This is a genomic window from Ideonella paludis (assembly GCF_018069865.1).
Taxonomy (GTDB): domain Bacteria; phylum Pseudomonadota; class Gammaproteobacteria; order Burkholderiales; family Burkholderiaceae_C; genus Ideonella; species Ideonella paludis.
In genome coordinates this window covers 696254-722367 of record NZ_JAGQDG010000001.1, presented here as the reverse complement: position 1 = coordinate 722367, position 26114 = coordinate 696254, and the positions used below count along the sequence as shown (strand labels likewise).

At 64.6% G+C, this 26114-nt stretch carries 31 protein-coding genes; 9 read left to right on the top strand and 22 right to left on the bottom strand.

The features are described 5' to 3' along the window. Positions 1-12: 12 nt before the first annotated feature. On the top strand, positions 13-1977 hold the full coding sequence (locus KAK11_RS03295; RefSeq protein ID WP_210806097.1) for a hypothetical protein: 1965 nt from the start codon (positions 13-15) through the stop codon (positions 1975-1977). On the opposite strand, the gene KAK11_RS03290 is transcribed toward KAK11_RS03295, so the two are convergent. Next, positions 1967-2557: an NnrU family protein gene (locus KAK11_RS03290; RefSeq protein ID WP_210806095.1), complete on the bottom strand. Its 591-nt coding sequence runs from the start codon at positions 2555-2557 to the stop codon at positions 1967-1969. The two genes, KAK11_RS03295 and KAK11_RS03290, sit on opposite strands and share 11 nt — an antisense overlap. A gap of 118 nt (positions 2558-2675) precedes the next feature. After that, positions 2676-3617, bottom strand: a complete 942-nt coding sequence (locus KAK11_RS03285; RefSeq protein WP_210806093.1) for a MipA/OmpV family protein — start codon at positions 3615-3617, stop codon at positions 2676-2678. 114 nt (positions 3618-3731) lie between these two features. On the opposite strand from KAK11_RS03285, the gene KAK11_RS03280 reads away from it, so the two are divergent. Continuing rightward, positions 3732-4481 (top strand): SDR family oxidoreductase, encoded by a 750-nt coding sequence (locus KAK11_RS03280; RefSeq protein ID WP_210806091.1) that lies wholly within the window; start codon positions 3732-3734, stop codon positions 4479-4481. 115 nt (positions 4482-4596) lie between these two features. Here the strand turns inward: KAK11_RS03280 and KAK11_RS03275 are convergent, their stop codons facing one another. Genes KAK11_RS03275 through KAK11_RS03250 form a run of 6 tightly spaced genes read right to left on the bottom strand, consistent with a single transcriptional unit; the run spans position 4597 to position 7717 of the window. Beyond that, a complete protein-coding gene (locus KAK11_RS03275) occupies positions 4597-5043 on the bottom strand; it encodes a hypothetical protein (RefSeq protein ID WP_246498252.1) in 447 nt (148 codons plus the stop codon). Positions 5044-5090: 47 nt separating this feature from the next. Next, the gene (locus KAK11_RS03270; protein ID WP_210806087.1) at positions 5091-5435 is read right to left on the bottom strand and encodes a YciI family protein; all 345 of its coding nucleotides are present in this window, start codon (positions 5433-5435) and stop codon (positions 5091-5093) included. Positions 5436-5449: 14 nt separating this feature from the next. Continuing rightward, positions 5450-5653 carry a hypothetical protein gene (locus tag KAK11_RS03265; protein WP_210806085.1) on the bottom strand — a complete coding sequence of 68 codons (204 nt, stop codon included), beginning with the start codon at positions 5651-5653 and terminating at the stop codon, positions 5450-5452. A 6-nt stretch (positions 5654-5659) separates the two neighbouring features. Next, the gene (locus KAK11_RS03260; protein WP_210806083.1) at positions 5660-5983 is read right to left on the bottom strand and encodes a DUF1697 domain-containing protein; all 324 of its coding nucleotides are present in this window, start codon (positions 5981-5983) and stop codon (positions 5660-5662) included. Positions 5984-5993: 10 nt separating this feature from the next. After that, entirely contained in the window at positions 5994-6323 is a 330-nt protein-coding gene (locus KAK11_RS03255; RefSeq protein ID WP_210806081.1) for a hypothetical protein, read from the bottom strand. Further along, positions 6320-7717 carry a class I SAM-dependent methyltransferase gene (locus tag KAK11_RS03250; protein WP_210806079.1) on the bottom strand — a complete coding sequence of 466 codons (1398 nt, stop codon included), beginning with the start codon at positions 7715-7717 and terminating at the stop codon, positions 6320-6322. The genes KAK11_RS03255 and KAK11_RS03250 overlap by 4 nt, the downstream gene beginning before the upstream one ends. A 411-nt stretch (positions 7718-8128) precedes the next feature. Here KAK11_RS03250 and KAK11_RS03245 point away from each other — a divergent pair, with 411 nt between their 5' ends. Together KAK11_RS03245 and KAK11_RS03240 are read left to right on the top strand one after the other, a co-directional pair. Beyond that, positions 8129-8521, top strand: coding sequence for a YciI family protein (locus KAK11_RS03245; RefSeq protein WP_210806077.1), 393 nt, complete (start codon positions 8129-8131; stop codon positions 8519-8521). Positions 8522-8530: 9 nt separating this feature from the next. Beyond that, positions 8531-9451 carry a pseudouridine synthase gene (locus KAK11_RS03240; RefSeq protein WP_210806075.1) on the top strand — a complete coding sequence of 307 codons (921 nt, stop codon included), beginning with the start codon at positions 8531-8533 and terminating at the stop codon, positions 9449-9451. Here the strand turns inward: KAK11_RS03240 and KAK11_RS03235 are convergent. The 4 genes from KAK11_RS03235 to KAK11_RS03220 all read right to left on the bottom strand — a co-directional run bounded on the left by KAK11_RS03235 (position 9438) and on the right by KAK11_RS03220 (position 11705). Beyond that, entirely contained in the window at positions 9438-9917 is a 480-nt protein-coding gene (locus KAK11_RS03235; RefSeq protein WP_210806073.1) for a hypothetical protein, read from the bottom strand. The two genes, KAK11_RS03240 and KAK11_RS03235, sit on opposite strands and share 14 nt — an antisense overlap. A gap of 40 nt (positions 9918-9957) precedes the next feature. Continuing rightward, positions 9958-10257, bottom strand: a complete 300-nt coding sequence (locus KAK11_RS03230) for a YkvA family protein (protein WP_210806071.1) — start codon at positions 10255-10257, stop codon at positions 9958-9960. Positions 10258-10354: 97 nt separating this feature from the next. Next, the gene (locus KAK11_RS03225; RefSeq protein ID WP_210806069.1) at positions 10355-10828 is read right to left on the bottom strand and encodes a GNAT family N-acetyltransferase; all 474 of its coding nucleotides are present in this window, start codon (positions 10826-10828) and stop codon (positions 10355-10357) included. A gap of 13 nt (positions 10829-10841) precedes the next feature. After that, complete coding sequence (locus KAK11_RS03220; RefSeq protein ID WP_210806067.1) at positions 10842-11705, bottom strand: AraC family transcriptional regulator; 864 nt, start codon at positions 11703-11705, stop codon at positions 10842-10844. A 150-nt stretch (positions 11706-11855) separates the two neighbouring features. On the opposite strand from KAK11_RS03220, the gene hchA reads away from it, so the two are divergent. After that, positions 11856-12731, top strand: a complete 876-nt coding sequence (hchA, locus tag KAK11_RS03215; protein ID WP_210806065.1) for a glyoxalase III HchA — start codon at positions 11856-11858, stop codon at positions 12729-12731. On the opposite strand, the gene KAK11_RS03210 is transcribed toward hchA, so the two are convergent. Genes KAK11_RS03210 through KAK11_RS03180 form a run of 7 tightly spaced genes read right to left on the bottom strand, consistent with a single transcriptional unit; the run spans position 12732 to position 20537 of the window. Continuing rightward, on the bottom strand, positions 12732-13130 hold the full coding sequence (locus tag KAK11_RS03210; protein ID WP_210806063.1) for a RidA family protein: 399 nt from the start codon (positions 13128-13130) through the stop codon (positions 12732-12734). It abuts the gene before it with no gap. Continuing rightward, positions 13127-14782, bottom strand: a complete 1656-nt coding sequence (locus tag KAK11_RS03205; protein ID WP_210806061.1) for an AMP-binding protein — start codon at positions 14780-14782, stop codon at positions 13127-13129. The genes KAK11_RS03210 and KAK11_RS03205 overlap by 4 nt, the downstream gene beginning before the upstream one ends. Before the next feature lie 3 nt (positions 14783-14785). Further along, positions 14786-16000, bottom strand: a complete 1215-nt coding sequence (locus KAK11_RS03200; protein WP_210806059.1) for an acyl-CoA dehydrogenase family protein — start codon at positions 15998-16000, stop codon at positions 14786-14788. A gap of 3 nt (positions 16001-16003) precedes the next feature. Beyond that, complete coding sequence (locus KAK11_RS03195) at positions 16004-16873, bottom strand: enoyl-CoA hydratase family protein (RefSeq protein ID WP_210806057.1); 870 nt, start codon at positions 16871-16873, stop codon at positions 16004-16006. Positions 16874-16883: 10 nt separating this feature from the next. Continuing rightward, positions 16884-17393: a MarR family winged helix-turn-helix transcriptional regulator gene (locus KAK11_RS03190; protein WP_210806055.1), complete on the bottom strand. Its 510-nt coding sequence runs from the start codon at positions 17391-17393 to the stop codon at positions 16884-16886. Beyond that, entirely contained in the window at positions 17390-18160 is a 771-nt protein-coding gene (locus KAK11_RS03185) for an SDR family NAD(P)-dependent oxidoreductase (protein ID WP_210806054.1), read from the bottom strand. Before KAK11_RS03185 ends, KAK11_RS03190 begins: the two co-directional genes overlap by 4 nt. A 1-nt stretch (position 18161) precedes the next feature. Further along, positions 18162-20537 carry a bifunctional salicylyl-CoA 5-hydroxylase/oxidoreductase gene (locus tag KAK11_RS03180; protein ID WP_210806052.1) on the bottom strand — a complete coding sequence of 792 codons (2376 nt, stop codon included), beginning with the start codon at positions 20535-20537 and terminating at the stop codon, positions 18162-18164. Between the two features lie 201 nt (positions 20538-20738). Between KAK11_RS03180 and KAK11_RS03175 the strand changes: the two genes are divergently transcribed. Next, a complete protein-coding gene (locus KAK11_RS03175) occupies positions 20739-21278 on the top strand; it encodes a GNAT family N-acetyltransferase (RefSeq protein ID WP_210806049.1) in 540 nt (179 codons plus the stop codon). A gap of 25 nt (positions 21279-21303) precedes the next feature. On the opposite strand, the gene KAK11_RS03170 is transcribed toward KAK11_RS03175, so the two are convergent. Next, positions 21304-22092, bottom strand: a complete 789-nt coding sequence (locus tag KAK11_RS03170) for a class II glutamine amidotransferase (protein ID WP_210806047.1) — start codon at positions 22090-22092, stop codon at positions 21304-21306. Between the two features lie 213 nt (positions 22093-22305). Here KAK11_RS03170 and KAK11_RS03165 point away from each other — a divergent pair, with 213 nt between their 5' ends. Together KAK11_RS03165 and KAK11_RS03160 are read left to right on the top strand one after the other, a co-directional pair. Further along, entirely contained in the window at positions 22306-23016 is a 711-nt protein-coding gene (locus tag KAK11_RS03165) for a YebC/PmpR family DNA-binding transcriptional regulator (RefSeq protein WP_210806045.1), read from the top strand. 30 nt (positions 23017-23046) lie between these two features. Continuing rightward, positions 23047-23319 carry a DUF3297 family protein gene (locus tag KAK11_RS03160; RefSeq protein ID WP_210806044.1) on the top strand — a complete coding sequence of 91 codons (273 nt, stop codon included), beginning with the start codon at positions 23047-23049 and terminating at the stop codon, positions 23317-23319. 9 nt (positions 23320-23328) lie between these two features. Here the strand turns inward: KAK11_RS03160 and KAK11_RS03155 are convergent, their stop codons facing one another. Continuing rightward, positions 23329-24498, bottom strand: coding sequence for an alkane 1-monooxygenase (locus KAK11_RS03155; RefSeq protein ID WP_210806042.1), 1170 nt, complete (start codon positions 24496-24498; stop codon positions 23329-23331). A gap of 113 nt (positions 24499-24611) precedes the next feature. Between KAK11_RS03155 and KAK11_RS03150 the strand changes: the two genes are divergently transcribed. After that, positions 24612-25646 (top strand): AraC family transcriptional regulator, encoded by a 1035-nt coding sequence (locus KAK11_RS03150; protein WP_210806040.1) that lies wholly within the window; start codon positions 24612-24614, stop codon positions 25644-25646. Here the strand turns inward: KAK11_RS03150 and KAK11_RS03145 are convergent. Then, positions 25633-26079 carry an RrF2 family transcriptional regulator gene (locus KAK11_RS03145; RefSeq protein ID WP_210806038.1) on the bottom strand — a complete coding sequence of 149 codons (447 nt, stop codon included), beginning with the start codon at positions 26077-26079 and terminating at the stop codon, positions 25633-25635. The genes KAK11_RS03150 and KAK11_RS03145 overlap by 14 nt on opposite strands. Positions 26080-26114 lie beyond the last annotated feature (35 nt).

Sequence of the window (26114 nt, the reverse complement as noted above, 5' to 3'; positions counted from 1 at the left end):
TAGCATGCCGCCATGAGCACCACCTTCGGCACCCAAGAGACACCCCGCCACCGACGCCCTGTCGCCTGGTATTCGCCGCCGGTGCTGTGGCAGGCGGGGCGCGAATTGCTGCAATCCGCCAGCTTTCAGCGCAATCTGGATCGACGCGAAACCTTTTCGCCGGTGCTGCAGCCCTTGGACTTTTCCCAGCGCAGCGCCAGCCGTGAAGAGCCCTTTTGGTTCGACTTCCTGTCCGACACCGGCGACGGGGGTAACGCCAGCTTCACCGTGGCTCAGGCGCTGCTCAAGCGAGAGCTGGAAGTCAGCACCGGTGCGGGCCATGAAGATCGGCTCACTTTGCCGGAGGGAGAGTTGCTGGTCTTGGGGGGTGACCTGGCTTACCCCACCGCCAGCCCTGAGGAGTACCAATACCGCTTCATCGAGCCCTTTGCACTGGCCCGAGACCCACAGAGCCGCTTTGTCCGCCATGACCCGGAGGCCGCCGCAACAGCCCAAGGTCCCCACAAATTCATCGCAGGAATTCCGCAGAACCACGACTGGTTTGACTCCGCCTCCACATTTTGTCGTTACTTTGTGAACTACGACAAAGGCGCTGTGAATGGCGCACGCACACCGCAGCGTCAAACCTGGTTTGCGGCCCGCCTGCCCCAAGGCTTTTGGCTGCTGGGTCTGGACTTCGCCTTGGTGGGTGACATCGACCGTCAGCAGCTCGAAGCCTTCACGGCTCTGCTTCAAGCCGGCCGCGATGGCGGCGGCATTTGTGCCGGCGACGACGTGATGCTGCTCTACCCGGAGCCCTTTTGGACCCGCCCCTTGGGCGATGGTGCCTCTGCAGGCTACCCCAAGCGCTACCAGCGCTTGGAAGCCGCCATCGAGGCCGCAGGCGCACGCATTCGCCTGCGCTTGGCGGGCGACCTGCATCACTATGCCCGCGAGACCTTGGCCTGCGACCCGCTGACCCAGCATGACAGCCACTTGGTGACCTGCGGCGTGGGTGGCGCCTTTGCCCATCCCACCCATTGCCAAGATGTGCAGGCTCCCAAGGTGCTGAACCGCGAGCCCGAACCCCATGCTGTCAGCCCTGACTTGCAGCAGCGCGTCCGAGCCGGGCGGGTGGACATCATCGACCCCACCCTGCCAAAGTTCGAACCCCAAGCCGTGTGGCCCCACCCCGCAAGCAGCCGCCGGCTGGCCTGGGCCAACCTCTGGGCAATGTTTCGCATCGGCTTCAGCCGCTCACCTTTAAAGTTAGGAATGAGCAAGACCCTGGACGAGATTTGGAACTCCAATGTCGGCTTTGCGCTGTGCCTGGGTGTGATCTATGGGCTCAACGCCTATGTCAACTCAGGCGTGTTCCAGGCGAGCTTCGCCCAAGACGGCTTTGCGCCAATGGCCACCCTGCCTTTTGGAGACGCTGCCGTGCTGTGGCTTAAAGCCATGGTCTTCAGCCCCTTTGCAGCCTTCATCAATATGGGCTTGCTGGCAGGCTGCGTGCGCATCGCCTGGGAAGGGCCCGGCCCCCAAGCTTGGCGCCTTATCAGCGGTTTGCTGCATGGCATGGCGCATGGCTTCTTGATCTTTGCGCTCTATTGGCTGAGCTGCGTGGGCTTGCAGCAAGCCGGGCTGGAAGCCCTGGGTGTCAAAGACACCATGGGCCAATGGCTGCCTGGGCCCTGGCTGGCCACCGCCGCCGCCCTGGCCACGTGGGTCAGCGTCGGGCTGATGGGCGTGCTGGGTGGCGGCCTGTTGTTTGGGGCTTATCTGGCGCTGATGTGCGGCGCCTTTGCTCAGTTGCCCAACAACGCCTTTGGCTCGCTGGCCATTGAGGACTACAAAGGCTTTCTGCGCTTTAAGCTCACCGAAGCCGGGCTGGAAGTGTTTCTCATTGGGCTGGACAAAGTACCCGCGCGCCCCAGCTTCAGCGACCCCCTGCCCACGGGCTGGCGGGTCGTGGATCGCTTCGAGATCAAGAAGTAGGCGTTACCGCGACAAAGGGCCGGATGCCGATCAAGGCCGCATGGCCCCACATGGCAAACACAGCCCACGCGCCCACGCCAATGGCCACCGTCAACGACGTTGCTGCGGCGGATGGTGCCTGCGCCGTGGCCAGCGGCTCACGCCGCCGTGCCGAACGGAAGCAGAGGATGGCCCACACCAAGAATCCTCCGAACAGCAGCAGATCGGCCAAGGTGTTGTTGGCCAACAGGTGCGACAAAGCCCACACCTTCACGCCCAAAATCATGGGGTGTTGCAGCCTGGCTTTAAGTGCATTACGCGGCACATAGGCCGCCACCAGCAACACAAAAGACAACAGGGTCAACAAGGCTGCGAAGTGGCGCGTCCAAGTGGGTGTATCCCACAGCACCACGGGGGCCTGTCGGGCCAGACCATAGCCCCAGATGATCAAGCCCAGCCCCACCGCCGAGACCACCGAGTACATGCCCTTCCAGGCGTTCTCACCCATCGCGGCACGTCTGGCAGTGCGCCAGTCTTCGGCAAAGACACGCACCGAATGAATGCCAAGAAACAGCACAAGGCCCAAGATCAACGCCAGCATAAATGCCTTTAAGGGTCAGGAAAGAAGAGATCTTAGCGAGAGGAACACAAGCGAGCCCTCAGGCTTGCCATTACAAAGCGTCAGGGTACTGACAATGATGAGAAGCCCCTCAGGTAGCTCAAGGCTTGCCGATATAGACCAACCCCACCGTCACATTGCCCCCCACCCGTTGCTGGGTCAAGGGGCTGTCCGCAGCCGGCCCCAGCAAGGTGCTCACACCAGCTGCAGCGCCAGCGCGCCAATGCGGCGCAAAGCGCCAAGTCACGCCGACACCCGCCCGCGCACTGTGCAAGCCCGATGACGGTTGGTAGACCGGCCAGGCGCTGGTGGTGCCAGGCGGAATGCCGTGATAACTGTTCATATAAGTAGCGTCTGCTGCTTGCAGGCCCACGCCGGCGCTCCAGCGCCACTGAGGGGCCAAGCTGCCTCCTCGGCCATAGTCCAAGCTCAGCAAAGTGCCACCCCGCTTGTTGGCCACATCAGTCGACAGGTTCAATCCCACTCGCGCATCCTCAGTGAGCCGGTACTCGGCCAGCAGCCGCAGCCTCAAGGTGGGATCAATGTCTGGAAGGCCTTGCAGCTCCGGGGCGTCCTTGGACTTGCGGCCAGCATCGACGCGCAACGCTGCATCAAAACGCCAGCGGTCAATGCTGCCCAATTCCACACTGGCCCCAGGCAAAGCACCCTGGCCGCCACTGCGCTCCACTAAAGAGGCGCGAGAGGTGGCCAGCCTGAATCGCCCATACTGCACGCCCCACACCGGCCGCAACTTGACCGTCTGCTTGGAACTGCCCGAGTAAGAGGACCCCCAAATCATGGCCACGCCCACCTGGTAGTCAAAGCTGGCAGGCTTGTCTTCAGGGCGGGGTGCCTCCCCGGGCTCGGCACTCTGATCAGTTGCGTGGGCTGCCGGCGCTTGTTCTTGCGCTTGGGCCATCGCCCCGCTCCACATCAGCACACTGGCAAACAGCCAAGGTTGAACCCCAAGGTAGCGCTGAGAGACAGAACTGCCCCTCTGACGCCAGGGCTGAAGCCACAAGAACAGCTGGGTGTGAGTCATATCGGCCATGGTGCCTTAAGGTCATGAGCTGCATCTTAAGTACAAGCCATGTTGGCAAGCCAGAAGCCTGCTGCGATCATGGGCTTTCATCCTCGCCCACCTCCAGGAGTTGCCATGCGCTTGTCCGCCAAAGTTGCCATCGTCACCGGAGCCGCCAGCGGCTTTGGCGCCGAAATCGCCCGCCAATACATTGCCCAAGGTGCGGCCGTGGTGCTGGCCGACATCAACGAAGCCGGCGCCCGGGCCCTGGCGCTTGAACTGGGCCCGCGGGCCTTGGCCGTGCGCTGTGACGTGACCCAACGGGCCGACATCGACGCGACAGTAGCCGCCACCCTGGCCCAATTCAAACGCCTGGACATCGTCGTCAACAACGCCGGCTGGACCCACCGCAACCAACCCCTGCTGGAGGTGGACGAAGCCACCTTCGACAAGGTCTATGCCATCAACGTCAAGTCCATCTTCCACATGACCCATGCCGTGGTGCCGCTGATGCGCGAGGCCAAGGGCGGCGTCATCATCAACATCGGCTCCACCGCAGGCATCCGGCCCCGGCCGGGTCTGACTTGGTACAACGGCTCCAAAGGTGCGGTCAACATCTTGTCCAAGTCCATGGCGGCTGAGTTGGGCCCTGACGGCATTCGCGTCAACTGCATCTGCCCGGTGATGGGCGTCACCGCCCTGCTCGAATCCTTCATGGGCCTGCCCGACACCCCAGAGAACCGCCAAAAGTTCCAGGCCAACATCCCACTGGGGCGCCTCTCCACCCCCAATGACGTGGCCCAAGCGGCTGTGTTCTTGGCCAGCGACGAGTCGTCCTTCATCACCGGCGTGGAGTTTCCGGTGGATGGGGGGCGCTGCGTCTGAACGAACTCCCTCAACATCGCCGGGCATTTTCAAACGCACCGGTGCTGCGGGTTTGGCCATGGTGCCGTGTTGTCGAAACGCCAGGCGGTGGAACTCGTTGGGACTCCGGGTAACGCTAAAGCTCCAACGTGAGGGAGTGCCCCACTTTCACGGCCTGCCATTGCATGGTCAGCGCTTCAATGGCTGTGCGAACGGCCTCAATTTCTTTGGCTTCAATGGGTAGCGCCGGGCAAGCTCTTGCAGAGCAAGTCACGGCATACAAGGCCATCATCTCGGCAGCGGCTGTGGTTCCACCGGACCAGGCGTCTCCTTGAAAAACCTCCACCAGGCGTTCGACGGCATCACTCTGCGCCTCGGCCTCCATGTGGAACCCTGCTGCTTCGCCCTCTTTGACTCGGCCCAGAAACCCTCGCTGCTTCAAGGTGTGCTCCACAGCGTAATGGACCATGTCATGCGGAATGATCCCCTGCTTAGGACAATCCATTCGCTCGATCCTGCCACCCGGCCGGACTACATCCAAGGTGTCAAACTTGCCGCTGCCTTTGGTGAACACGAGCTTCATGAATAACGCTGCCAGAAGGATTGCTTTCAATAAAGAACAACGTCAATTCAGCACTCAGGGTCAAACATGAACGGCCTGAGTTCTTGAGCACAGCGGCATCCCGCAGCAATCTTCGCAGCCCAAGCTTCGGCCTCTTCCCGGGTGCTGACTTTGACCACACAAAAGCCGCCGTTGAACTTGGCGGTCTCTGGGTACGTCCCCACAGAAACCTGTCCCTCGCCCGTGACCATCACCGGTGAAATGGACTCGTCAATGCCACCGCCAAACACATACACCCCCGCCGCCTTCGCTTCGCGGATTACCGCATGGGCAGTGTCCGAAACCGCAGGCATCTCGCTTGCCGGAATATGACTCATGGCCGAGGCGGGGAAGGAGATCAGATAGTGTGTCATTGAAGCCTCTCGTCTCAGAGTTCGTTCACCAAACCAGAGAGCATGCTCGCCCGCCGCAGTGTGCTTCTGGCCTTGAGTTTGCGCTCCAGCACCGCATTCGAGAACTTGCTCTGTGATTGCTTGGTTTGGCACAGCCAATAGACCTCTCGCTCGCCCAGCACAAAGTCGTCGATATCGGTCTTCAATTGGTCAAATTCAGCCCGTTGCGCAGCACTCAAGGGGGCTTAAAGAAAGCAGACATTGATGTCGCCCTCATTGCTCACACGAGCCTTCAGATCATTCGCCACAGCAGAGATCGCCTTGACCTCATCCCCGCTGCGCAAAAACACCTCCGACCGAAAGCCGATCAGCGGCTCAAGCTGCTGCTCCAGCGAATTCTGCAAGGTCTGTGCAGAATCACTTGATGCACTGAATATGACGTTACCCGAATTGATAAAGGTTCGCGCATCGGCATGTTCTAGCTGATGAAAGGCCTCAGCCAAGGCGCTCATTTTCAGGAAGCGGCCGGTGACGTTGATGGCGCGAAGGAACGCGACGTAGGTGGGCATGAGATCTTCGTTAACCTTGGCCTGAACGCCGCCGACAAACCCCAGAATCCTTCAGGGTGCGTGCAACAAGCTCCAGCAGTTTTGCTTGCGCTTCCAAGTCGTCGACAGAGAAACGGCTGAACGCCTTTCCATCTAGTTTCACATCAGCAAACAAGCCGCTGGGGTCTTCGTGAAAGTGCAAGAAGGCCGAAGCCCCACGGTAAAAGATGCCAAGCTTTGGCTCCCTCAGGCCGCCAATGGCCCTGATCTCCTCAAGCAGAGGGCTGAGTTGCTGAAGGCTTGCTGGCCCGGCGTGCTTCATGGTGCCATGGTGATGCAGGGAAACAAGCTTGATGTTCAATGCTGTCCAGAAACAGCCGCTTCCAGCAGTCCCCGCAAGCACTGCTTCCTGATCCCAAACTCCCTCATCAGGCTCTCAGCCTCTTGCCAAGCCTGCTCACGTCGCTTGGCTTCGGCAGCGGCTTGGGTGGTACTTGTGCCCACCGTGCGGCGCAGGGCCAAGATCATCTTGTTTTTGCTGGTGGCTTCGGGTGAGATGAACTCGAAGACCTTGGTTTTGTAGCCTTGGCTTTCCAGCAGCAAGGCACGCAGGGTGTCGGTCAGCATTTCGGCCTGTTGGCTTTGGTGGATGCCGTGGCTCAGCAGCGCCTTCAGGGTGGCGGGCGCCACCATTTGTGGCCGCAGCTCTTTATGGCAGCACGGTGAGCTGATGATCACCGCCGCCTGTGCGCGGATGCCGGTGTGCAGCGCATAGTCGGTCGCCACATCGCAGGCGTGCAAGGCAATCATCACGTCGATGCGCTCGGGCACCACGCTGCGCACATCGCCGCACACAAACTCCAAACCTGCCAGCTTCAGACCGCGGGCAATCTGGTTGGTCTGGGCCACCAAGCCTTCGCGCAGTTCTACGCCGGAGGTTCTCAGACGCAAGTGGTGCTGGCGTTGCAGGTGCTGATGGGCCGCAAAAGTCAGATAGCCCTTGCCTGCGCCAAAGTCCACCATGTGCAGCTCGCGCCCTGGGGTGGCCAGCAGGCCGGCTTCGTCCACCGCATGGTCCAGGACTTCGACAAACTTGTTGATCTGCCGCCATTTGCGCGCCATGGCTGGCACGAGTTGGCCCGATTTATCTGTCACGCCCAAGGCTTGCAAAAACGGCTCGCTCTGCTTGACCAAATGCTGCTTTTGGCGGGCGTGGCCAATGCGGTCGTCGTCTTCATCACCAGCGTCTGAAGAAGCAGCATCGTCCTGCAAAGCACCCTCATCTAAAGCAGTTTTGTCGGCTTCGTCGTCGTGGGGCTCTACGCGTGAACGTTGCAGAGCCACTTTGCCGCGCTTGGAGATCAACAACTGAAGGGTTTCATCCCGCGTGAAGAGGTGGGCATGGCTGAAGCTGTCGCCCACCAGGGTTTGCAGTTGCACCAAGGCTTCCGCCAGCGGCGGGTTTTTGGTGATGTCGCGGGTTTTGTGTTGGTACAGCAAAGACAAGCAAGCTTGGCCTTTGATCTGCACCCGCTTTACGTCCACCCGTTGCAGCTGCTCGGCCACCGCCGGTCCTCCACTGCGCGGTTTGGACAACAAGAGCCGCTTGAAGCGGCCGCTCTCCAGGCTTTGACTCACCGCCTCAAAAAACCGCTCGCGACGGGCCAAGTCGGCCAAGGCCTCGGTCTGATCGCCCACATGGCTTGTGGCTGAAGGGCTGGGCGTGGAGGGTGAAGACGGATCGTGCGCTGTCATGCCTTGGATTGTCCGGCAGGGCGCTGTGGGGCTGAGCCCGAAGTTTGGAGCCTGTGGCAACAACGCGCCGCCGTCGAAAAAAAGAGGGACCCTGTTATTCAACTGAATTCTTTAAATTCTTGAATTGGTAGTACTGGTAGAGGGCGAGCGAGTCTGTGGATAAGTGCAAAAACATCAATTTTTTCAAGCGCTTAGGAGATTTTTAACCCTGTGCGTGGAGCCCTTGAATGCGCCCCGCTGATGCGACAACAACTTCGGCTTTGGCCACTCGGCCTGTGGATAAGCCCCTGGATGTTCAAAACTTGTCCACAACTCTGTGCTTTGACAGCGGTTTTGGGGCGGGGTACACCGTCACTTCGCTGCGGTTGGTCTGGCCGTGGCTCAGCTGTTTGCGGCCAAAAAGGAGTGGGTATGAAGAGCTGGCGGGGGTGGATGAGCGTGTGGGCGCTGCTGTGGCTGTGCACCGTGGGGGCGGCTTGGGCGCAGGGCGATGCACGGCCGCCCGCGGACCAACGCTTTGTGGTGTTCCACAAGCCGGGCCCGGCTTGGCAGCCGCAGACGCCGCTGTTTCAGCAGCCGGGCTTGGACAAACACATTGCCCATTACCGCCAGTGGCAGCAACAGGGTAAGTTGAGCCTGGGTGGCCCGTTCATGGACAGCGGCTTTGGCGGCATGATGATCTCGGAGTCGGGCTTGACGGAAGACGAGGTGAAGGCCTTTGCGGTGGCAGACCCGGCCGTCCACAGCGGCTTGTTGACCTTCGAAGTGCGACGCTGGCTGGTGGGCATGAAGAGCGGCAAGTAAGGCTCGCCCATGGCCAGACCCAAGCCCGCTTGGCGGCCGGCGCCCAAAGAGGGGGTGTCCGCCAGTTGCGTGGTCACCCCCGACGGCGCCCAGCCCAGCATGCTGAGTTTTTTGGTGCAGCGCCTGCCGGTGTTGAATGAGGCCGAGTGGCGCGCTCGCCTGCTGCGTGGCGAGGTGCTGGATGCCCAAGGCCAGCCCTTGGCGGTGGACGCACCCTATGCAGCGCGACAGCGGCTTTGGTATTGGCGCGAGCTGCCCGACGAGCCGGACCTGCCGTTTGCCTCACCCCTGCTGTATCAAGACGAGCACCTGGTGGTGGCCGACAAGCCGCATTTCTTGGCCACCGCGCCCAAAGGCCGCTACGCCCGCGAAACCCTGCTGGCTAGACTGCAGCGTGAACTGGGCCTCACCACCCTGGTGCCCTTGCACCGGCTGGACAGAGAAACCGCAGGCGTGGTGGTGTTTGGCGTGCGGCCTGAGGAGCGTCATGCCTATCAAAGCCTGTTCAGGGACCGTGCTGTGCACAAGGTCTATGAGGCGGTGGCGCCGCTGAACCCAAATTTGAATTGGCCGCTGCTGCGAGAGAGTCGCATCGAGACCTCTGCGCAATTCATGCAGATGCAAGAAGTGCCCGGCGAGCCCAATGCCCGCACCCAGATTGAGCTGCTGCGCAGCGATGGCGAGTGGGGCCTCTACCGTTTACACCCAGAGACCGGCCGCACCCATCAGCTGCGCGTGCACATGTTGGGCCTGGGCTTGCCGCTGCGCGGTGACCGCATCTATCCCACCCTGCTGCCCGAAGTGCCTGCGGGCCAAGTGGAAGACTATGACCAGCCGCTCCAGCTCTTGGCGCGCGAGTTGCGTTTTACTGACCCGGTGACCGGCCAAGCGCGCTGCTTTCGCAGCCAACGCCAGCTCACTTTGGCTTGAGCATCGCCTCGACGCGCGCCTTGGCGCGGTTGCTCACCAAGGCCCGCTCCACAAAGTTGGCGTCCTTATAAGTTTTCTGACCTTCACTTTGGCAGGCCTGCAGCAAGGCTTGTTGCTCGTCCGGGCTTTGGGCCTTGAGTGCGGCTTCGGCTTCTTCTAAGAGCTTGTCGGCCTGGGGCTTGCGCAAGCCTTGTTTATAGGCCGTGCCGATCAGCGCAAAGCTCCATTCCGCCAAGCGCACCATGTCCGGCTCAACCTGGCGCTTGCCCGCCTTGTGTTGCTCGGCCAAGCCCACGATCTCACGCTTCATCACGGCCACGCAAGCTGAGGTGCGCTTCCACGAGCCCAGCTTGGGGTCGTCTGCAGGTGTGCTTTGCGCTCTCACCCCAGCGCTGCCGCTGGCCCACAGCACAGCAGCGCAAGCCAAAGTGAGGCTCAAAGCGCGAAGGCGAAGCGTGTGTGGCATGGTCACAGTATCGCCTTGGTCCGTGTGGGGCTTCAACGCCTTAGCGCATGTCCACCACATCTGCTTGGCCCGTGGTTCTCTGCTGCGCATGGGCGCGGATGTGAGCGGGCAGCCTTCTGAGCATCCAGCGGATCACCGCTGGGATGATGATCAAGTCATCCACCACGCCCAAGACGGGGATGACATCCGGGATCAGGTCTACCGGCGAGAGTAAATACAGCAGCAACAAAGCCGTGCCCACCTTGAGCCAGCCAGGGGCTTCGGGGTGACGCAAGGCATGGAACAAGCGCGTGGCATCGCCCCGCACCACCGCCCACAACGCCAACAGTCGCTTCCACATGGCTTCTAGCCCTCCAAGTGCCCACACCATCATCGGCGCGGCCCTCCTTAACTGTGGGGGCGGCTGCGGGGATGACAAGCCTTGGCCAGAACTTGGCTCAAGATTGTTGGGTGAAGACCTTGTAAACCTGCACCCGCTGCCCGTTTTGATCCGCCTCAGCGCACCAAGCCCAGCCTTCACGCTCCAACAGACGCTGGGCGGTGGCCGTGCCGCAGTACAGCGTGTCATGCCCTTGTCGGGCTGCCTCTTGCACCAGGCCGCGCAGCAGGGCCGCGCCCAGGCCTTGGCCACGCAGCGAGGGCGGCACAAAGCCCGCCGCCGCCCAAGGGCCCCAGTGCGCAAATGCATCTATCGACTGGGCTTTGAGTGCCGCCACGCCACACACCTGGCCGGCGCTCAACACCACCACGCCCAAGGGCAGGCCCTCTGAGCGGGCAAAGGCCTGCAGGTCGGCTGTGGCGTCACCTGGGCCACCCGGGCCATACCACTGGGGCCACTGCTGCATAAAGCCCTCTGCCATAGCGGGGATGGCATCGCGGTGGTGGATCAAGAGATCAGTTTGGAGAGGCATGGTCTGATTGTCGCTACAGCCACTGCGCGGCTTCACTGGGCGGATGGCCAAACCACTGTCGATACTCGCGGCTGAACTGGCTGGCGCTGGCATAACCCACCGCAAAAGCGGCTTGGGCCACGCCAAAGCCTTGGAGTGCCATCAACTGCCGGGCCCGCTGCAAGCGCATTTGCTTCAGGTACTGCAGGGGAGAGGCCCCCAACTGCCGCTTGAAGGCTGAGTAAAAGGCGGACTCACTCATGGCCGCTGACTTGGCCAAGCGGCTCATGTCTCGCGTTTGCTGGAGGTTGGCACGCATGTGCTGCACCACCCGCCACAGCGCCCAGGCCTTCGAGCCTGCCTTGGCCATCTGCCTGAGCAGGGCGCCCGCCGGGCTGCACAGCGCGCGATAGTGCAGCTCGCGCCGCAAAGAGGCGCCCAAGACCTGCTGGTCGAGTTCCGACGCCAAGCAGTCCAAGAGGCGAGCCAGGGCAGACTGCTCGGCTGCGCTTTGGGCGGCGACAGTGCTCTCGGTGGCGGGCTCTGCCGGAGGATCTTTGAGCGAGCTGGTGCTGAGAATCAACTCGGCCACCAAGTCCATGTCGATGCTCAAGGCCATGGCCAAAAAAGGATCGCCTTGCAACTGGCTGGTGTCGCAGCTCATCACCTGCGGCAGGTGGATCAACAGCCACTCACCCGCGTTGACTTCAAAGTACTGACTGCCCAACTGTCCGCACTTTTGGCCTTGCAGCACATAGACCAAGGCCGGCTCATGCCACACGCTGCTGGGCGGCGCTGCGGCCACGCTGTGCAACAAGGTCAAGCCCAGTGGCTCATAGCGACGTTCGCCCGGCCGGGGCAGGTGCTGCAAAAACTGAGAAAGGTCGATGGCGCTCATACCCCATCACTGTATCGCCGTGCAGGAGGCACCCCTGGCGCCCGCCGCGTCTGTGGAGGATCAGGCATGTCTGCTGGTCGTTCAGGCATTCACAGCCGCAGGCCGGCTGCGTCCAATCAGGGGCTTCAACCATTCAACCAGGACGTCGTGATGAGCACACCCTCGCGGACCCCAGAGCAAGAACCCAGCCCAGACCGGGCCGAGTACAACGCCTTCTTTCCTTCGCCCTATTCCTTGAGCCAATTCACTGCGTCCCGCACGGGCGCCCAGCCTGTCGTCTACGACAACGCCAACCCCGGCGGCCGCTGGAAGGTGCTGATGGTGGGGACTGATGAGCGCTATATGACCATGGCCAATGGCCGCAAGTTCTCGACAGGCAACCACCCGGTGGAGACACTGCTGCCGCTCTATCACTTAGACCAAGCCGGCTTTCAGGTGGATGTGGCCACCATCAGCGGCCAATCGGTGAAGTTGGAGATGTGGGCCATGCCCAGCGAAGACGAGTTGGTGACCGGCACCCATCAGAAGTATCTGGCCAAGCTGGACAACCCGCTCAAGCTGTCCGACGTGGTGCAAACCGCCTTGGGTCCGAACTCACCCTATCTGGCGGTCTTCTTGCCGGGGGGACATGGCGCCATGCTGGGCCTGCCCCAAAGCCCCGAGTTAGGCCAAGTTCTGCGCTGGGCTGTGCAGCACGACAAGTTGGTCATCGCCTTGTGCCATGGCCCGGCCAGCTTGCTGGCGGCCCAGGTGGGTGCGGAAGGCCAAGCCTTTGCATTCGAGGGCTATGAGATCTGCGCCTTCCCAGATGGCATGGACAAGCAGACCCCCGCCATCGGCTATGTGCCTGGGCCTATGCCTTGGTACATGGGCGAGCGGCTCAAGGCCTTGGGGGTGAAGATCCTGAACACCGACATCACAGGCCGTTGCCACCAAGACGGCTTGCTGGTGACCGGCGACAGCCCCTTGGCCTCGGATGCGCTGGGCCGCCTGGCCGTGCAGGCCCTGCGCCAGCGCGCCGCTTGATCAGGGTACGACGGCCGTCACCTCAATTTCAACTTTAGCCCGGTCTTCCATCAGGCCTGAAACTTCGACGGCCGCCATCGCCGGGTAGTGGGCGCCCATGACCTCGCGATAGGCTTGGCCCACCTCGCGCAGCGCACCCAGGTACTCGGCCTTATTGGTCACATACCAGGTCATGCGGGCCATGTGTTCGGGGCCGGCGCCGGCCTCGCGCAGCACGGCCAGCACGTTTTGCAGCGCTTGGCGGGTCTGGGCGGCAAAGTCGTCGCTGTGGAAGACGCCTTGGGCGTCCCAGCCCACCATGCCCGCCACAAACACCCAGCGGCCCTGGGCCGCAATGCCATTGGCATAACCCTTGGGCCGGGGCCAGCCTTCGGGCAAGAGCGTGGTGTGAACTGTCATGAGATGTCCTTCAGACGGAAGCGTTGCAGTTTGCCGGTTTGGGTGCGGGGCAGCTCGGTCAAAAACTGGAGGGCGCGGGGGTATTTGTAGGGGGCGACTGTGGCTTTCACAAAGTCTTGCAAGGTGCGCACCATGGCCTCGTCAGGGGCGTGGCCTGCGCGCAGCACCACAAAGGCCTTCACGATCTGGCCGCGCTCCTCGTCGGCCACGCCGATCACACCACATTCGGCCACGGCCGGGTGCTGCATCAAGGCCTCTTCGACCTCGGGTGCGGCGATGTTGTAGCCAGCCGAGATGATCATGTCGTCGGTGCGGGCTTGATAGTGAAAGTAGCCATCGGCGTCCATCACATAGGCATCGCCGGTCAGGTTCCAGCCCTCGCGCACATAGTTGGCTTGGCGCTCGTCGTCCAGATAGCGGCAGCCCGTGGGCCCCTTCACGGCCAGCTTGCCCACCTGGCCCACGGGCACCGGCTGCATGTGCTCGTCCACCACACAAGCTTGGTAGCCCGGGATGGCTTTGCCGGTGGCACCGGGCCTGGCACTGGCTTCATCGGCCGAGATGAAGATGTGCAGCAATTCGGTGGAGCCAATGCCGTCGATCATCTCAATGCCCGTAGCGTCCTTCCACAGCGCGCGGGTGCTGGCGGGCAGGGCTTCGCCGGCCGACACACACTTGCGCAAGCTGCCGCCTTGGGGGGCCGAGAGCTTGAGCGCCGCCGCCTGCGGTGCCATCACCCGGTAGCTGGTGGGTGCGGTGAACAGCACGGTGGCTTTGAAGCGCGCGATGGCCTCCAGCAAGTTGGGCGGTGCGGCCTTCTCCAGCAACACCGTGCTGGCACCCACGCTCATGGGAAAGAGCAGCATGCCGCCCAAACCAAAGGTGAAGGCCAGCGGCGGGCTGCCGATGAAGACATCGCTGGCCTCAGCGCGCAGCACATGCGGCGGCCAGCAGGCGCAGATGGCCATCACGTCCCGATGAAAGTGCATGGTGGCCTTGGGCACGCCGGTGGTGCCCGAGGTGAAGGCCAGCAAGCAGGTGTCATCCGCGGCGGTGTTCACGGCCGTGAAGCGGTCGCTGTGGCGCGCCATGTCGGCCTCCAGTGACTGCGGTGTGCCGCCCAGGCCGCGCCCCTCAAAGCTGCGCCACTGGGTCAGCGTGCGGGCGTTGTCTTGGGCCAGCACCAGGCTGAACTCTTCGAGCAAGGCGGCGTCCACCAAGGCATGGCTGATCTGGGCGCGTTCGATCATCACGCCCAGCTCTTTGGCGCGCAGCAGCGGCATGGTGCCCACGGCCACGCCGCCGGCTTTGACCACGCCAAACCAGCAGGCCGCCAGCATGGGGTTGTTGGGCGCGCGCAGCAGCACGCGGTTGCCGGGCACCAAGCCCATCTCGTGCACCAAGACTTGCGCGATGCGGTTGGCTTGAGCCTGCAGCTCGGCATAGCTCCAGGTCAGCGTGCCTTCGGGCGTGGGCGCATGGATGCAGGGGGCCGCACCGCGGCCCTGCTCAACCGCTTTGTCCAGCAGTTCTACCGCACAGTTGAGCTGCTGAGGGAACTGCAGCTCGGGCAGGCTGAACACAAACTCCGGCTGCTGCGCGGGCGGTGGCAGGTGGTCTCGGGTGAAGGTGTCGAGGTGGGCAGTGGGCACAGGTCACTCCTTCAACAGTTCGCGGGCGATGATGAGCTTTTGCACTTCAGTCGCCCCTTCGTAAATGCGCAGGGCACGGATCTCGCGGTAGAGCCGCTCGACGGGCTCGTCGCTGACCACGCCACGCCCACCCCAAAGCTGAACCGCCGCGTCAATCACCTGCTGCGCCCCTTCGGTGGCCGCCATCTTGGCCATGGCCGCTTCTTTGGTGACGGTCTTGCCGCAGTCGCGCAGCCAAGCCGCGCGGTAGGTCAGCAGGGCCGCGCCGTCCAGCGTGGTGGCCATGTCGGCCAGCTTGGCTTGGGTCAGCTGATAGTCGGCCAGCACGCCGCCAAACATGGGCCGGGTCTTGGCGCGGTGCAGCCCTTCTTGCAGCGCGCGGCGGCCAAATCCCAGGGCGGCGGCGGCCACCGAGGTGCGGAACACATCCAGCGTGCGCATGGCCACTTTGAAGCCCTCACCCGCGCCGCCAATGCGGTGGCTCAGAGGGATGCGGCAGTCGCTGAAGCACAGCCGCGCCAGCGGGTGCGGCGCGATCACGGCGATGCGCTCAGCCACCTCAAAGCCGGGGGTGCCCGCCTCCACCACAAAGGCGGAGATGCCCCGCGAGCCCCGCTGGGGCTCGCTCTTCGTTGACTCGCCGGGGGCCTCACCCGTGCGCGCAAACACCACATAAAAATCGGCAATGCCGCCGTTGGAGATCCAGGTCTTCTCGCCATTGATCACCACCGTGTCGCCCTCGACCCGGGCCGCGCACTGCATGGCGGCCACATCCGAGCCGGCGTCGGGCTCAGACAGTGCAAAGGCCGCCAGGGCTTCGCCCCGCGCCACCGCTGGCAGCCAGCGGGCTTTTTGCGCGTCATCCCCGGCTAGGCTGATGGCGCCCGAGCCCAAGCCCTGCATGGCAAACGCAAAGTCGGCCAGGCCGTCGTGGCGGGCCAGGGTCTCGCGCAGCAGGCAGATGCTGCGGGTGTCTATGGTCTCTGCCGCCCCACCCCAGGCCGTGCCGCCCACGGCATGGCGCAGCCAGCCGGCTTGGCCCAGCGCTTTGACGCGGGCGCGGCAGGCCGCATCGGCCGCCCGCGCACCCAGGGCCATGTCTTCATGCGGCAGCGAGGGCAAGGTTTCTGCGGCCCACTGATCGAGAGCGTTAGCCAATTCGCCATGCCGGGCCTCAAAAAAAGGCCAGTCCAGATGCTGCAACCCAGGGTGGCTCATGGCTCAGTTTCCTTGGAAGATGGGCGCTTGCTTGGCCACAAAAGCCTCATACGCACGGCGGAAGTCTTGGGTCAGCATGCACAGGGCCTGGGCTTGCGCCTCGGCCTCAATGGCCTGCTCAATCGTCATCGCCCACTCTTGATGCAGCATGGTCTTGGTGATGCCGTTCGCAAAGGTCGGCCCGGCCACCACACTCTGGGCCAAGGCTTGAGCCTCGGCCAGCAGGCCTTCTGGCTCCACCAAGCGGTTGAAGAAGCCCCAACGCTCGCCTTCCTCACCCTTGAGCGCACGGCCGGTGTAGAGCAGCTCTGACGCCCGGCCCTGGCCGATGAGACGCGGCAAGATGGCGCAGGCGCCCATGTCGCAACCGGCCAGGCCCACGCGGTTGAACAAGAAGGCCGTCTTGCTGCGGGCGGTGCCCAAGCGCAGGTCGGCGCTCATGGCGATGATGGCGCCAGCCCCGGCGCACACACCGTCCACCGCCGCCACAATGGGCTGCGGGCAGGCCCGCATGGCCTTGACCAAATCGCCCGTCATGCGGGTGAACATCAGCAGCTCATGGGTGGGCAGCTGCAGCAGCGGGCCAATGATCTCGTGCACATCACCGCCCGAGCAAAAGTTGCCCCCCGCGCCGGTGACCACCACCGCATGCACATCCGGCGCAAGGCTGAGCGCGCGGAAGTAATCCCGCAGCTCGGCATAGGAGGCAAAGGTCAGCGGGTTCTTGCGCTCCGGGCGGTTCAGCACCACGGTGGCCACGCCGTCTTGGCAGCTCACCGCAAAGTGTTGGGCTTGATAAGCGGCCATGGGGCGGCGGTTGCCCTCTTGCAGCTGAGCGAGGTGAGGGGCGTGGGGTGAAGAGGTGTCTGACATGGTTTCTCGCCTACTCAATAGAGTCGTTATCTTGAAGGTGCTGGCGCAGCGTGCCCAGCAGGCCGTACATCTGCCGCAGCTCCTGGGCTGATAAGCCCGCAAACAGCTCGACGATCCAGCCCTCGTGCTCGGCCGCCATGGCCTCAAAGCTGCGCTGGCCTTCGGGCGTCAGGCGCACCACCCACACGCGGCGGTCGGCCGCATCGGCCAGGCGAGTGACCAGGCCTTCGCGCTCCAGCTCGTCGGTCAGGCCGGTCACATTGCCGCCCGTCACCATCAGCGCTTTAGAGAGCTCGCGCATGCGCAGGCCCTCGGGGCGGCGGTGCAATTGGGCCAGGTAGTCAAAGCGGGCCAGCGACACGCCGTGCTGCTCGCGCAAGCGGCTGCGGATCTCGCCTTCAATCTCGCGCGTGCAGGACAGCAGGCGCAGCCACAGCTTCAGCGCTGCATGGTCGCTGGCTACCACGCGGGCTTCCAGGCCGGTGCCCGGTGGGGCGGCGGGCTTTTTGGCGGTGCTCATGCCATCACCTCGCCACCGCTGACGGACAAGGCCTGGCCGGTGATGGCCACGGCCGCGTCGCTGGCTAGCCAGGCCACCATGGTGGCCACGTCTTCGGGCTGCACCAGGCGCTGCTGCGGGTTGCTCTTGGCAAACTCGGCGCGGGCTTGCGCCGAGCTGCGGCCGGTCTTGGCCACCACATTGGCAATGCTTTCGCGCAGCAGGTCGGTCTCGGTGTAGCCGGGGCACACCGCATTCACGGTGATGCCCTTGCGCGCTACTTCCAGCGCCACCGAGCGCGTCAGCCCCAGCACGCCGTGCTTGGCCGCTGCATAGGCCGCCACATAGGCATAGCCGCGCTGGGCCGCGGTGCTGGCCACATTGATGATGCGGCCCCAGCCGGCGGCCTGCATCGCGGGCAGGGCCTCGCGCGTGCACAAGAACGTGCCCGTCAGGTTGACAGCCAGCATCTGCTGCCACAGCGCCATGCTGGTTTTGCCCAGCGGTGCGCTCTCGGCTTGGCCTGCGTTGTTCACCAACACCGCCACCTCGCCGCGCTCGCTGCGGGCTTTCGCAAACGCGGCGGCCACCGCCGCTTCATCTGCCACATCGGCCACAGCCCAGCCGTGGGCTTGCGGGTTGGGCAATTGCGCCTGCAAGGCCTGCAAGCCGGCCTCGTTTCGACCGACTAAGGTCAAGCTGTAGCCTTGTGCAGCCAAGGCTTGCGCAATGGCGGCGCCAATGCCCCGGCTGGCGCCGGTGATCAGGGCATGTCGGTGGGCGCCCATCTCACAGCCCCGCCGCGCGGTTGGCCTGCTCGGCTGCACTCAAGCCCGGCACGGCAGCCGCTTGCGCCTTCTCGCGGGCGAACAGGCTTTCCATCTGCGACTTGCCCGACACATAAGCGCGTGGCCACTCCACCGGTGTGTAGCCAATCTTGGCGGCTTCGGTCAACGTCCAGGCCGGGTTGGCCAGGTGCGGGCGGGCCACGGCGCAGAGGTCGGCCCGGCCGGCGGCGATGATGCTGTTGACATGGTCGGCCTCGCTGATGGCGCCCACCGCGATGGTGGCAATGCCCGCCTCTTGGCGCACGCGGTCGGCAAACGGCGTTTGGTACATGCGGCCATAGACCGGCTTTTGCGCGGGGCTGACCTGGCCGGAAGACACGTCGATCATGTCGGCGCCGGCCGCCTTGAAGGCGCGGGCCATGGCCACCGCATCATCGGGCGTGATGCCGCCTTCCACCCAATCGTGCGCTGAAATGCGCACCGACAGCGGCAGGTGCGCCGGCCAGGCCGCACGCACCGCACGCAGCACCTCCAGTGGGTAGCGCAGGCGTCTCTCTAGTGAGCCGCCGTAGTCGTCCTCGCGGCGGTTGGTCAGCGGCGAGATAAAGCTGGACAGCAGATAGCCGTGGGCGCAGTGCAGCTCCAGCCAGTCAAAGCCGCACTCGGCCGCGCGGCGGGTGCTGGCCACCAGTGCGTCGCGCACCGCGTCCATGTCGGTGCGCGTCATCGCGCGGGGGACTTGACCGTCGGGTAGGTAAGGCAGGGCGGACGCCGCCAGCAGCGGCCAGTTGGCGTCTGGCCCGCCCGCCGGCAGGGCCTGGTCCATGCCGCCGCCCTGCCAGGGCGCGCAGGTCGAGCCCTTGGGGCCGGCGTGGCCCAGTTGCAGCGCGATCTTGGCGCTGCTGTGCTGGTGCACCCAGCGCACGATGCGGGTGAAGGCAGCTTGCTGTGCGTCGTTCCAAAGCCCAGGGCAGCCGGGCGTGATGCGGCCTTCTGCATTCGGGGCCGTCATCTCCACCATTACCAGCCCGGCGCCGCCCAGGGCGCGCGCGCCCAGGTGCACCAGGTGGTAGTCGCCCACGACGCCGTCCACGGCCGAGTACTGGGCCATGGGTGAGACCATCACGCGGTTTTTCAACGTGGTGCCTCGCAAGGTATACGGCGTAAACATGGGGGGCACGGCTTGCGGGACATCCAGCCCCGCTTGCGCCGCAAACCAGCGCTCATAGCCTTCCAGCCAGGCCTTGTCGCGCAAGCGCAGGTTCTCGTGGCTGATGCGCTGGCTGCGGGTCAGCATGGAATAAACCAACTGCGGCGGCGGCAACTGGTCGCAATAGCGTTCGCCGCAAGCCTCGAACCACTCCATCGCATTCCAGGCGGCGTTTTGCAGGCGCAGCACGTCCACCGCGCGCAGGGCTTGGTAGCGGGCCAGCACTTCGGGGATTTGCGCGGGCGCGTCCCCCAACTCCTTGAACTGCCGGGTCAGCTCAATCGCGTCTTCAATCGCCAGCTTGGTGCCCGAGCCAATCGCGAAGTGGGCGGTGTGCACCGCATCGCCCATCAGCACCACGTGCGAGCGGCCGTTGAAGTGCGACCACTGCGCGCACTTGACCCGCTGAAAGTTCAGCCAAGCCGAGCCGCGCAGGTGGCGCGCATTGGTCATCAGCGCATGGCCTTGCAGGTTTTGCGCAAAGAGCTTTTCGCAAAAGGCAATGCTCTGGGCCTGGTCGGCTTGGTCCAGCCCATGGGCCTGCCACACCTGCTCGGGGCACTCGACGATGAAGGTCGAGGTGGTCTCGTCAAACTTGTAGATATGGGCCTGGAACCAGCCGTGCTCGGTCTTCTCGAACAAGAAGGTGAAGGCGTCGTACAGGCGCTTGGTGCCCAGCCAGATGTAGCGGTTGGGCCGGGTGACGATGTCGGGCTTGAACACCGCCTCATAGCGGCCACGAATGCGCGAATTGATGCCGTCGCTGGCAATGATCAGGTCGGCGTCGGGGAAGTCCTCGTCCGACTGCACATCGGCCTCGAACACCAGCTTCACGCCCAGCGCCTCGCAGCGGGCCTGCAAGATGTTCAGCAGCTTTTTGCGCCCAATGCCCACAAAGCCATGGCCGCCCGAGCGGATGACCTCGCCCTTGATGTGGGTCTCGATGTCGTCCCAGTGGTTAAACGCCTGCTGGATCTCGGCCGCCGAGCTTGGGTCCCACACCCGCATGTTGTCCATGGTGGCGTCCGAGAACACCACGCCCCACCCAAAGGTGTCATAGGGCTTGTTGCGCTCCACTACGGTGATGTCGTGGGCCGGGTTGAGCTTTTTCATCAACAGCCCAAAGTACAGCCCCGCCGGGCCCCCGCCAATGCAGACGATCTTCATGCAGCCTCCGTCCAGGCGCCACCCCACCCACACAACGCGGGCTCAGGCAGCGCAATAGCTGCAATGTAAAAGGTTTAGTTCTAAAGTAATTTGGGGGTTTGTACGGGGTTCCGGGCAGACAAGCCAAAGCGCGGCGAGCCCCGGTGGTCCTGCAGCAGAATCCATCCAAACCCCCTGAGCCTGTCCCCTGGCAGGATTGCCGTGACTCAAGCCCCCCACACCGCCGCCGCTCGCCTGCTCGTCCGCCCCCTGCAGCCCGCCGACCTCCACCCCTACCGCAGCCTGATGCTGCACGCCTATGCCTCGGCGCCCGACGCCTTCACCTCGACACCGGAAGAGCGTGCGCAAGAGCCCGAGGCCTGGTGGTTGCGGCGCATCGCTGACCCGTCGGGGCTGAGCATCGGCTTTGGGGCGTTTGTGGGGGACGCGCTGGTGGGCACGGTGACGATTGAATTTGCCGCCAAGCCCAAGACACGGCACAAGGCGCATGTGATCGGCATGTTTGTCAGCGAGCCGGCTCGGGGTAGCGGCGCGGGGCGGGCGCTGATGGCAGCCGCGCTGGACGCCGCTCAGGCGAGGCCCGGGGTGAAGCTGGTGACGTTGACGGTGACCGAGGGCAATGCGCCGGCCATGGCTTTGTATGAGGCTTGTGGCTTCCAAATCTTTGGCATCGAGCCGATGGCCATCTGGACGGGCAGCGACTACCGGGCCAAGGTGCATATGTGGCGGGCGCTGGGCTGAGGGCAACGCAGGCAGCGCCCCGCGCTCACACCGTCACACCCACCTCATGCCGCCGCATCTGCACCCCCGCCGCACCGGCCTCCACCGTCACCACCGCGCCATCGGGCAGCATTTGCCAGCCGGGCTCGTCCTCGCACAGCGGCTCGCTGGCGATGATGGTGCCGGTCTCGCAGCGGCGCAGATAAAGCGTGGGGGGTTGGGCGTCGCTGGCGATGCGAAAGGCGTGCAGGCGCTCGCCGTCGGCCAGCACGGCGGCAAAGCGCAGCGGGGCGGTGATGCTGCGCTCGCGCATCAAGGCCAGGGTCTCATCCAGGACCTGCAGCACCGCGTCCTGCGCCGGGGTGCCCGCTTGCATGCGCGCCAGCATCAGCAAGAACAGCAGCTCAGAATCGGTGCCACCGCGCCGCTCGCCATACAACTCGTCGGGCAGTTGGGCTTCCAGGCTGCGGCGCAGCAGCGGGTAGCCGCCAATCTGGCCGTTGTGCATGAAGAGGTAGCGGCCCCAGCGGAAGGGGTGGCAGTTTTGCCGGGCAATGCCGCCTGCGGTGGCGGCGCGCACATGGGCAAAGAACAGGCGTGACGAGAGGGTTTGCGAGAGCGCCAGCAGGTTGTCGTCGCTCCAGGCGGGCATCACCTCGCGGTAGACGCCGGGCTGCTCACGCTCGCCATACCAGCCTATGCCAAAGCCGTCGCCGTTGGTGACGATCTTGGCCTCCTCGGCGCGCAGCGACTGCCGCATCAGCGAGTGGCGGGGTTTGGCGATCAGCTCTTCCAGGAAGAGCGGCTCACCGAGGTAGGCGGCAAGACGGCACATGGCGGGGCCCCGAAGTGGTGGGGTGGGTGTTCGGTTTTCGGCCCATTTTGCGGCGAGCTTGAGCCGTGGACGCCCGGAGCGCCTCAGACCACAGGGTCTCCCCTAAAATCCTCGCTCTTTGACGCCACCACCGCCCGCCACATGCCAGGGGCCTTGGACCCCGGCCTGACTGGCACTCTCTGCACCAGCACACACGATAGATAGGAGCGAGCGATGGGCGCGCAATGGAAAGCAAAGCATAAAGACCTGGCGGCCAATGCCAAAGGGCGGCTGTTCGGCAAGCTGGCCAAAGACATCATGATGGCCGCGCGCCATGGGGCGGACCCGGCGGCGAATGCGCGCTTGCGCCTGGTGGTGGAGCAGGCCCGCAAGGTCTCCATGCCCAAGGACACGCTGGATCGCGCCATCAAAAAGGGCGCGGGCCTGACCGGCGAGACCGTGCACTTTGAATACGCGCTCTACGAAGGCTTTGCGCCGCACCGCGTGCCGGTGATGGTGGAGTGCCTGACCGACAACGTCAACCGCGCGGCGTCTGACATGCGGGTGCTGTTCCGCAAGGGGCAACTGGGCACCTCGGGCTCGGTGGCCTGGGACTTTGACCACCTGGGCCTGATCGAAGCCGAGCCCAGCGCCACGGGCGCCGACGCCGAGATGGCCGCTATTGAAGCTGGTGCGCAAGACCTGGAGCCCGGCGAAGACGGCGCCACGCTGTTCCTGACCGACCCGACCGACCTCGACCTGGTGAGCCGCGCCCTGCCCGCGCAAGGCTTCACCGTGCTGTCTGCCAAACTGGGCTACAAGCCCAAGAACCCCGTTGCCGCGAGCAGCCTCACGGCCGAGCAGCTCGACGAGGTGGAAACCTTTTTGGCCGCGCTGGACGCCAACGAAGACGTGCAAAACGTCTTTGCCGGCCTGGCCGACTGAGCCTCTTTCTGACTCTTCATCACCGACACCATGACCGACGCCAACGCCGCTTCCAGCACCTCCGCCACCGACAAGCCCGCCCTGCCCGACCGCCTCTCAGTGGACCCGAAGAGCCCGCATCATGTCGCGGCCATTTTTGAGCACGACATCGGCATCCGCTTCAACGGCAAAGAGCGCTTTGACGTGGAGGAGTACTGCTTGTCTGAGGGCTGGATCCGCGTGCCTGTGGGCAAGACGGTGGACCGCAAGGGCCGGCCCATCACCGTCAAACTCAAGGGCACGGTCGAAGCGTTTTACCGCTGAGCACTGGGCTCAACGCAAACCGTAGCGTGCGATCAGCGCCTCACGCTGGCGCGGGCAGAAGTTGATCCGGCCGGCATCCCGCCCCACCGCCGCCAGCAGGCGCGGGTCCATCACCGCAAACCACAGCGGCGGCACATAGGCCAGCAAGAACATGCCGAAGTAGCCGCTGGGCAGGCGCGGCAAATCAGGAAAGTCGCGCAGCGACTGATAGCGCCGCAGCGGGTGGGCGTGGTGGTCTGAATGCCGCTGCAGGTGGAACAGCGCCCAGTTGCTGAACACATGGTTGCTGTTCCAAGAGTGGTGCGGCTTGCAGGTCTCGGGCTTGCCCCGCGCGTCTGTCTGGCGCAGCAGGCCGTAGTGCTCCACATAATTGGCGCTGGTCAGCTGAAACCAGGCCCACACCGAGCTGGCCAGCAAGTAGGGCCACACGCCCACGCCCAGCCACAGCGCCAGGCCAGCCCACAGCAGCAGCGTCACCGCAGCGGGCTGCAAGATCTGGTTGTGCCACGACCACAGTGCCAAGCCGTCCACCTCCAGCCGCTGGCGCTCCAGCGCCCAGGCGCGGCGGGCGGTGCCGGGCAGCTCGCGCAGCGCAAAGCGCCAAATGCTCTCGCCCATGCGTGACGAGGCCGGGTCTGCCGGTGTGGCCACGTCGCGGTGGTGGCCCCGGTTGTGCTCGATGGTGAAGTGGCCGTAGCCATAAGGCGCCAGGGCCAGCTTGGCCAGCCAGCGCTCAAAGCTGCTGCGCTTGTGGCCCAGCTCATGCGCCAGGTTGATGGCATAGCCGCCCACGGCGCCGCCCGTCAACACCATGGCCAGCCAGCCATGCCAGGGCAGCTCATGCCGCGCCACAAACCACGCGCAACACAGCATGGTGGCCCACAGCACCGGCAGCGTGGCCCAGGTCACCCATTGGTAATAGCGCTCAGCCTCCAGGCGCGGCACCGCCTGCTCGGGCGGGTTGGAGAGGTCTTCGCCCAGCAGCGCGTCCATCAGCGCAATGCCCAGGTAGTTCAAGGCCAGCGGCAGCCACAGCCACGCCGCCTCGCCCGTGGTGAACCAGCCCAGCGGGCCCAGCAATGCCGTGGTGGGCATCAGCACCGACAACAGCCAAGCGGGGCGCTTGCGGTCCCGGTAGGCCGGCGGAGGCGCGCTGGGCAACTCAACAAGAGTGGACATGTGGGTGGATGACAGCGTTGAGGATGACACGCAGTGTGGCCGCGGCGGCGAGGGGCAACCACCGATGCACCTGCCACCGCATCGTCATAAAGTGACAAGACTAAAGCGCCCTCATGCACACGCCCGCCCCCGAACCCACCACCGCCCCCGTGCCCGCCATCTATGCCCGGCTGCTGCGCATGCTGCTGCAGCATGCCGACGTGGACGGCGACCAAGTGCTGGCCGCCGCCGGCCTAGACTGGCCCAGCTTGCTGCAGCGCGAGGCGGGTTTGACACTGGCCACGGTGTCGCGCCTGGTGGAAGCGGCCGTGGCCGCCACGGGCCGGCCCTGGCTGGGGCTGGACTTGGGCGGCCAAGCCCCCATCTCGGCCCACGGCCCCATGGGCTATGCGGCGGTCACCGCCCCCACCTTGGGCCATGCGCTCATGGTGCTGGGCCGCTATGCCGCCCTGCGCAACGACACCCTCATGTGGCAGGCCCAAGCCGGCCCACAGGGCCTGCGCTTGCAAGCCACCGAGCTGCTGCCCTGGGGCGCGGCGCGCGGCGTGATGGCAGACACCATGGCCGCCGCCATGCTGCGCATCGTGGAGGCCGCCGTTGGCCACCTGCCGGTGGGCTTGGTGGTAGACCTGCCCGGCCCACGCCCGCCCTGGGCGGCGCAGTACGAGCGCTTTGCGCCGGTGCGGTGGCGCTTTGAGCAGCCCGCCTTGGCGGTGGAGGCCCCCAGCACCACGCTGGCGCTGCCCGTGCTGGGCGCCGACGCCGCCGCACACGCCGCCGCCACCCAAGCCTGCGAACAAGCCCTGGCCCAACACACCCCGCCCAGCATGAGCCAACAAGTGGCCGCCCACCTGGCCCGGGTCGAGCATGGCCGCTACCCCAGCCTGGTGGACATGGCCGGTCTGCTGGGCATCTCCCCCCGCACCCTGATGCGGCGGCTCGCCGCCGAAGCCACCTCGTTCCAAACCTTACTCGACCAAGCCCGCCAAGCCCAAGCCTTGTGGATGCTGCAACACACGCAATGGACAGTGGACGAGATCGCCGCCCGCCTGGGCTATGCCGACACCTCCAACTTCAGCCGCACGGTGCGGCGGTGGTGGGGGCAGACGCCCAGCGGGTTGCGGGCCAACCCGCCTACGGGCGGCTGACGGCTTGGCGCTGCAGCTTGACGATCACCTGCTGCGTCTTGGGCGTGTGCGTGTCCGCCAGGGTGTGCGCATCCAGCGCGGTGTAAAACGCGTCCAGCGCCTCATCCAACAGCGGCTTGAGCCCGCAGCGGCGGTGCAGCGCGCAAGGCGGCTCGGCACAGTCGATCAGCGGCACATCGCCTTCCAAGGTGCGGATGAGCTGGCCCAGCCGATAGTGGCTGGGCGGCTGCGCCAGCGCCAAGCCGCCGCCCTTGCCCCGGCTGGTCACCACCCAGCCCTGCTGGGCCAAAAACTGCACCACCTTGTTGAGGTGGTGACGCGAGACCTCAAACCGCTCCGCAATCTCCGCCACCGTGACGGCCTGCTCGCGCGCTGGCGCACAGAGGTACATCAGCACACGAAGGCCAAAGTCGGTAAAGCGAGTGAGTTGCATGGTGGGGCTCTGGGGGAGCGAAGGGTTTGAGCATA

Excerpts from the sequence above, each read along its gene's own strand:
- KAK11_RS03295 (WP_210806097.1), top strand. The coding sequence starts at position 13 with ATGAGCACCACCTTCGGCACCCAAGAGACACCCCGCCACCGACGCCCT.
- KAK11_RS03290 (WP_210806095.1), bottom strand. The coding sequence starts at position 2,557 with ATGCTGGCGTTGATCTTGGGCCTTGTGCTGTTTCTTGGCATTCATTCG.
- KAK11_RS03285 (WP_210806093.1), bottom strand. The coding sequence starts at position 3,617 with ATGACTCACACCCAGCTGTTCTTGTGGCTTCAGCCCTGGCGTCAGAGG.
- KAK11_RS03280 (WP_210806091.1), top strand. The coding sequence starts at position 3,732 with ATGCGCTTGTCCGCCAAAGTTGCCATCGTCACCGGAGCCGCCAGCGGC.
- KAK11_RS03275 (WP_246498252.1), bottom strand. The coding sequence starts at position 5,043 with ATGAAGCTCGTGTTCACCAAAGGCAGCGGCAAGTTTGACACCTTGGAT.
- KAK11_RS03270 (WP_210806087.1), bottom strand. The coding sequence starts at position 5,435 with ATGACACACTATCTGATCTCCTTCCCCGCCTCGGCCATGAGTCATATT.
- KAK11_RS03260 (WP_210806083.1), bottom strand. The coding sequence starts at position 5,983 with ATGCCCACCTACGTCGCGTTCCTTCGCGCCATCAACGTCACCGGCCGC.
- KAK11_RS03250 (WP_210806079.1), bottom strand. The coding sequence starts at position 7,717 with ATGACAGCGCACGATCCGTCTTCACCCTCCACGCCCAGCCCTTCAGCC.
- KAK11_RS03245 (WP_210806077.1), top strand. The coding sequence starts at position 8,129 with ATGAAGAGCTGGCGGGGGTGGATGAGCGTGTGGGCGCTGCTGTGGCTG.
- KAK11_RS03240 (WP_210806075.1), top strand. The coding sequence starts at position 8,531 with ATGGCCAGACCCAAGCCCGCTTGGCGGCCGGCGCCCAAAGAGGGGGTG.
- KAK11_RS03235 (WP_210806073.1), bottom strand. The coding sequence starts at position 9,917 with ATGCCACACACGCTTCGCCTTCGCGCTTTGAGCCTCACTTTGGCTTGC.
- KAK11_RS03230 (WP_210806071.1), bottom strand. The coding sequence starts at position 10,257 with ATGTGGAAGCGACTGTTGGCGTTGTGGGCGGTGGTGCGGGGCGATGCC.
- KAK11_RS03225 (WP_210806069.1), bottom strand. The coding sequence starts at position 10,828 with ATGCCTCTCCAAACTGATCTCTTGATCCACCACCGCGATGCCATCCCC.
- KAK11_RS03220 (WP_210806067.1), bottom strand. The coding sequence starts at position 11,705 with ATGAGCGCCATCGACCTTTCTCAGTTTTTGCAGCACCTGCCCCGGCCG.
- hchA (WP_210806065.1), top strand. The coding sequence starts at position 11,856 with ATGAGCACACCCTCGCGGACCCCAGAGCAAGAACCCAGCCCAGACCGG.
- KAK11_RS03210 (WP_210806063.1), bottom strand. The coding sequence starts at position 13,130 with ATGACAGTTCACACCACGCTCTTGCCCGAAGGCTGGCCCCGGCCCAAG.
- KAK11_RS03200 (WP_210806059.1), bottom strand. The coding sequence starts at position 16,000 with ATGAGCCACCCTGGGTTGCAGCATCTGGACTGGCCTTTTTTTGAGGCC.
- KAK11_RS03195 (WP_210806057.1), bottom strand. The coding sequence starts at position 16,873 with ATGTCAGACACCTCTTCACCCCACGCCCCTCACCTCGCTCAGCTGCAA.
- KAK11_RS03190 (WP_210806055.1), bottom strand. The coding sequence starts at position 17,393 with ATGAGCACCGCCAAAAAGCCCGCCGCCCCACCGGGCACCGGCCTGGAA.
- KAK11_RS03185 (WP_210806054.1), bottom strand. The coding sequence starts at position 18,160 with ATGGGCGCCCACCGACATGCCCTGATCACCGGCGCCAGCCGGGGCATT.
- KAK11_RS03180 (WP_210806052.1), bottom strand. The coding sequence starts at position 20,537 with ATGAAGATCGTCTGCATTGGCGGGGGCCCGGCGGGGCTGTACTTTGGG.
- KAK11_RS03170 (WP_210806047.1), bottom strand. The coding sequence starts at position 22,092 with ATGTGCCGTCTTGCCGCCTACCTCGGTGAGCCGCTCTTCCTGGAAGAG.
- KAK11_RS03165 (WP_210806045.1), top strand. The coding sequence starts at position 22,306 with ATGGGCGCGCAATGGAAAGCAAAGCATAAAGACCTGGCGGCCAATGCC.
- KAK11_RS03160 (WP_210806044.1), top strand. The coding sequence starts at position 23,047 with ATGACCGACGCCAACGCCGCTTCCAGCACCTCCGCCACCGACAAGCCC.
- KAK11_RS03155 (WP_210806042.1), bottom strand. The coding sequence starts at position 24,498 with ATGTCCACTCTTGTTGAGTTGCCCAGCGCGCCTCCGCCGGCCTACCGG.
- KAK11_RS03150 (WP_210806040.1), top strand. The coding sequence starts at position 24,612 with ATGCACACGCCCGCCCCCGAACCCACCACCGCCCCCGTGCCCGCCATC.
- KAK11_RS03145 (WP_210806038.1), bottom strand. The coding sequence starts at position 26,079 with ATGCAACTCACTCGCTTTACCGACTTTGGCCTTCGTGTGCTGATGTAC.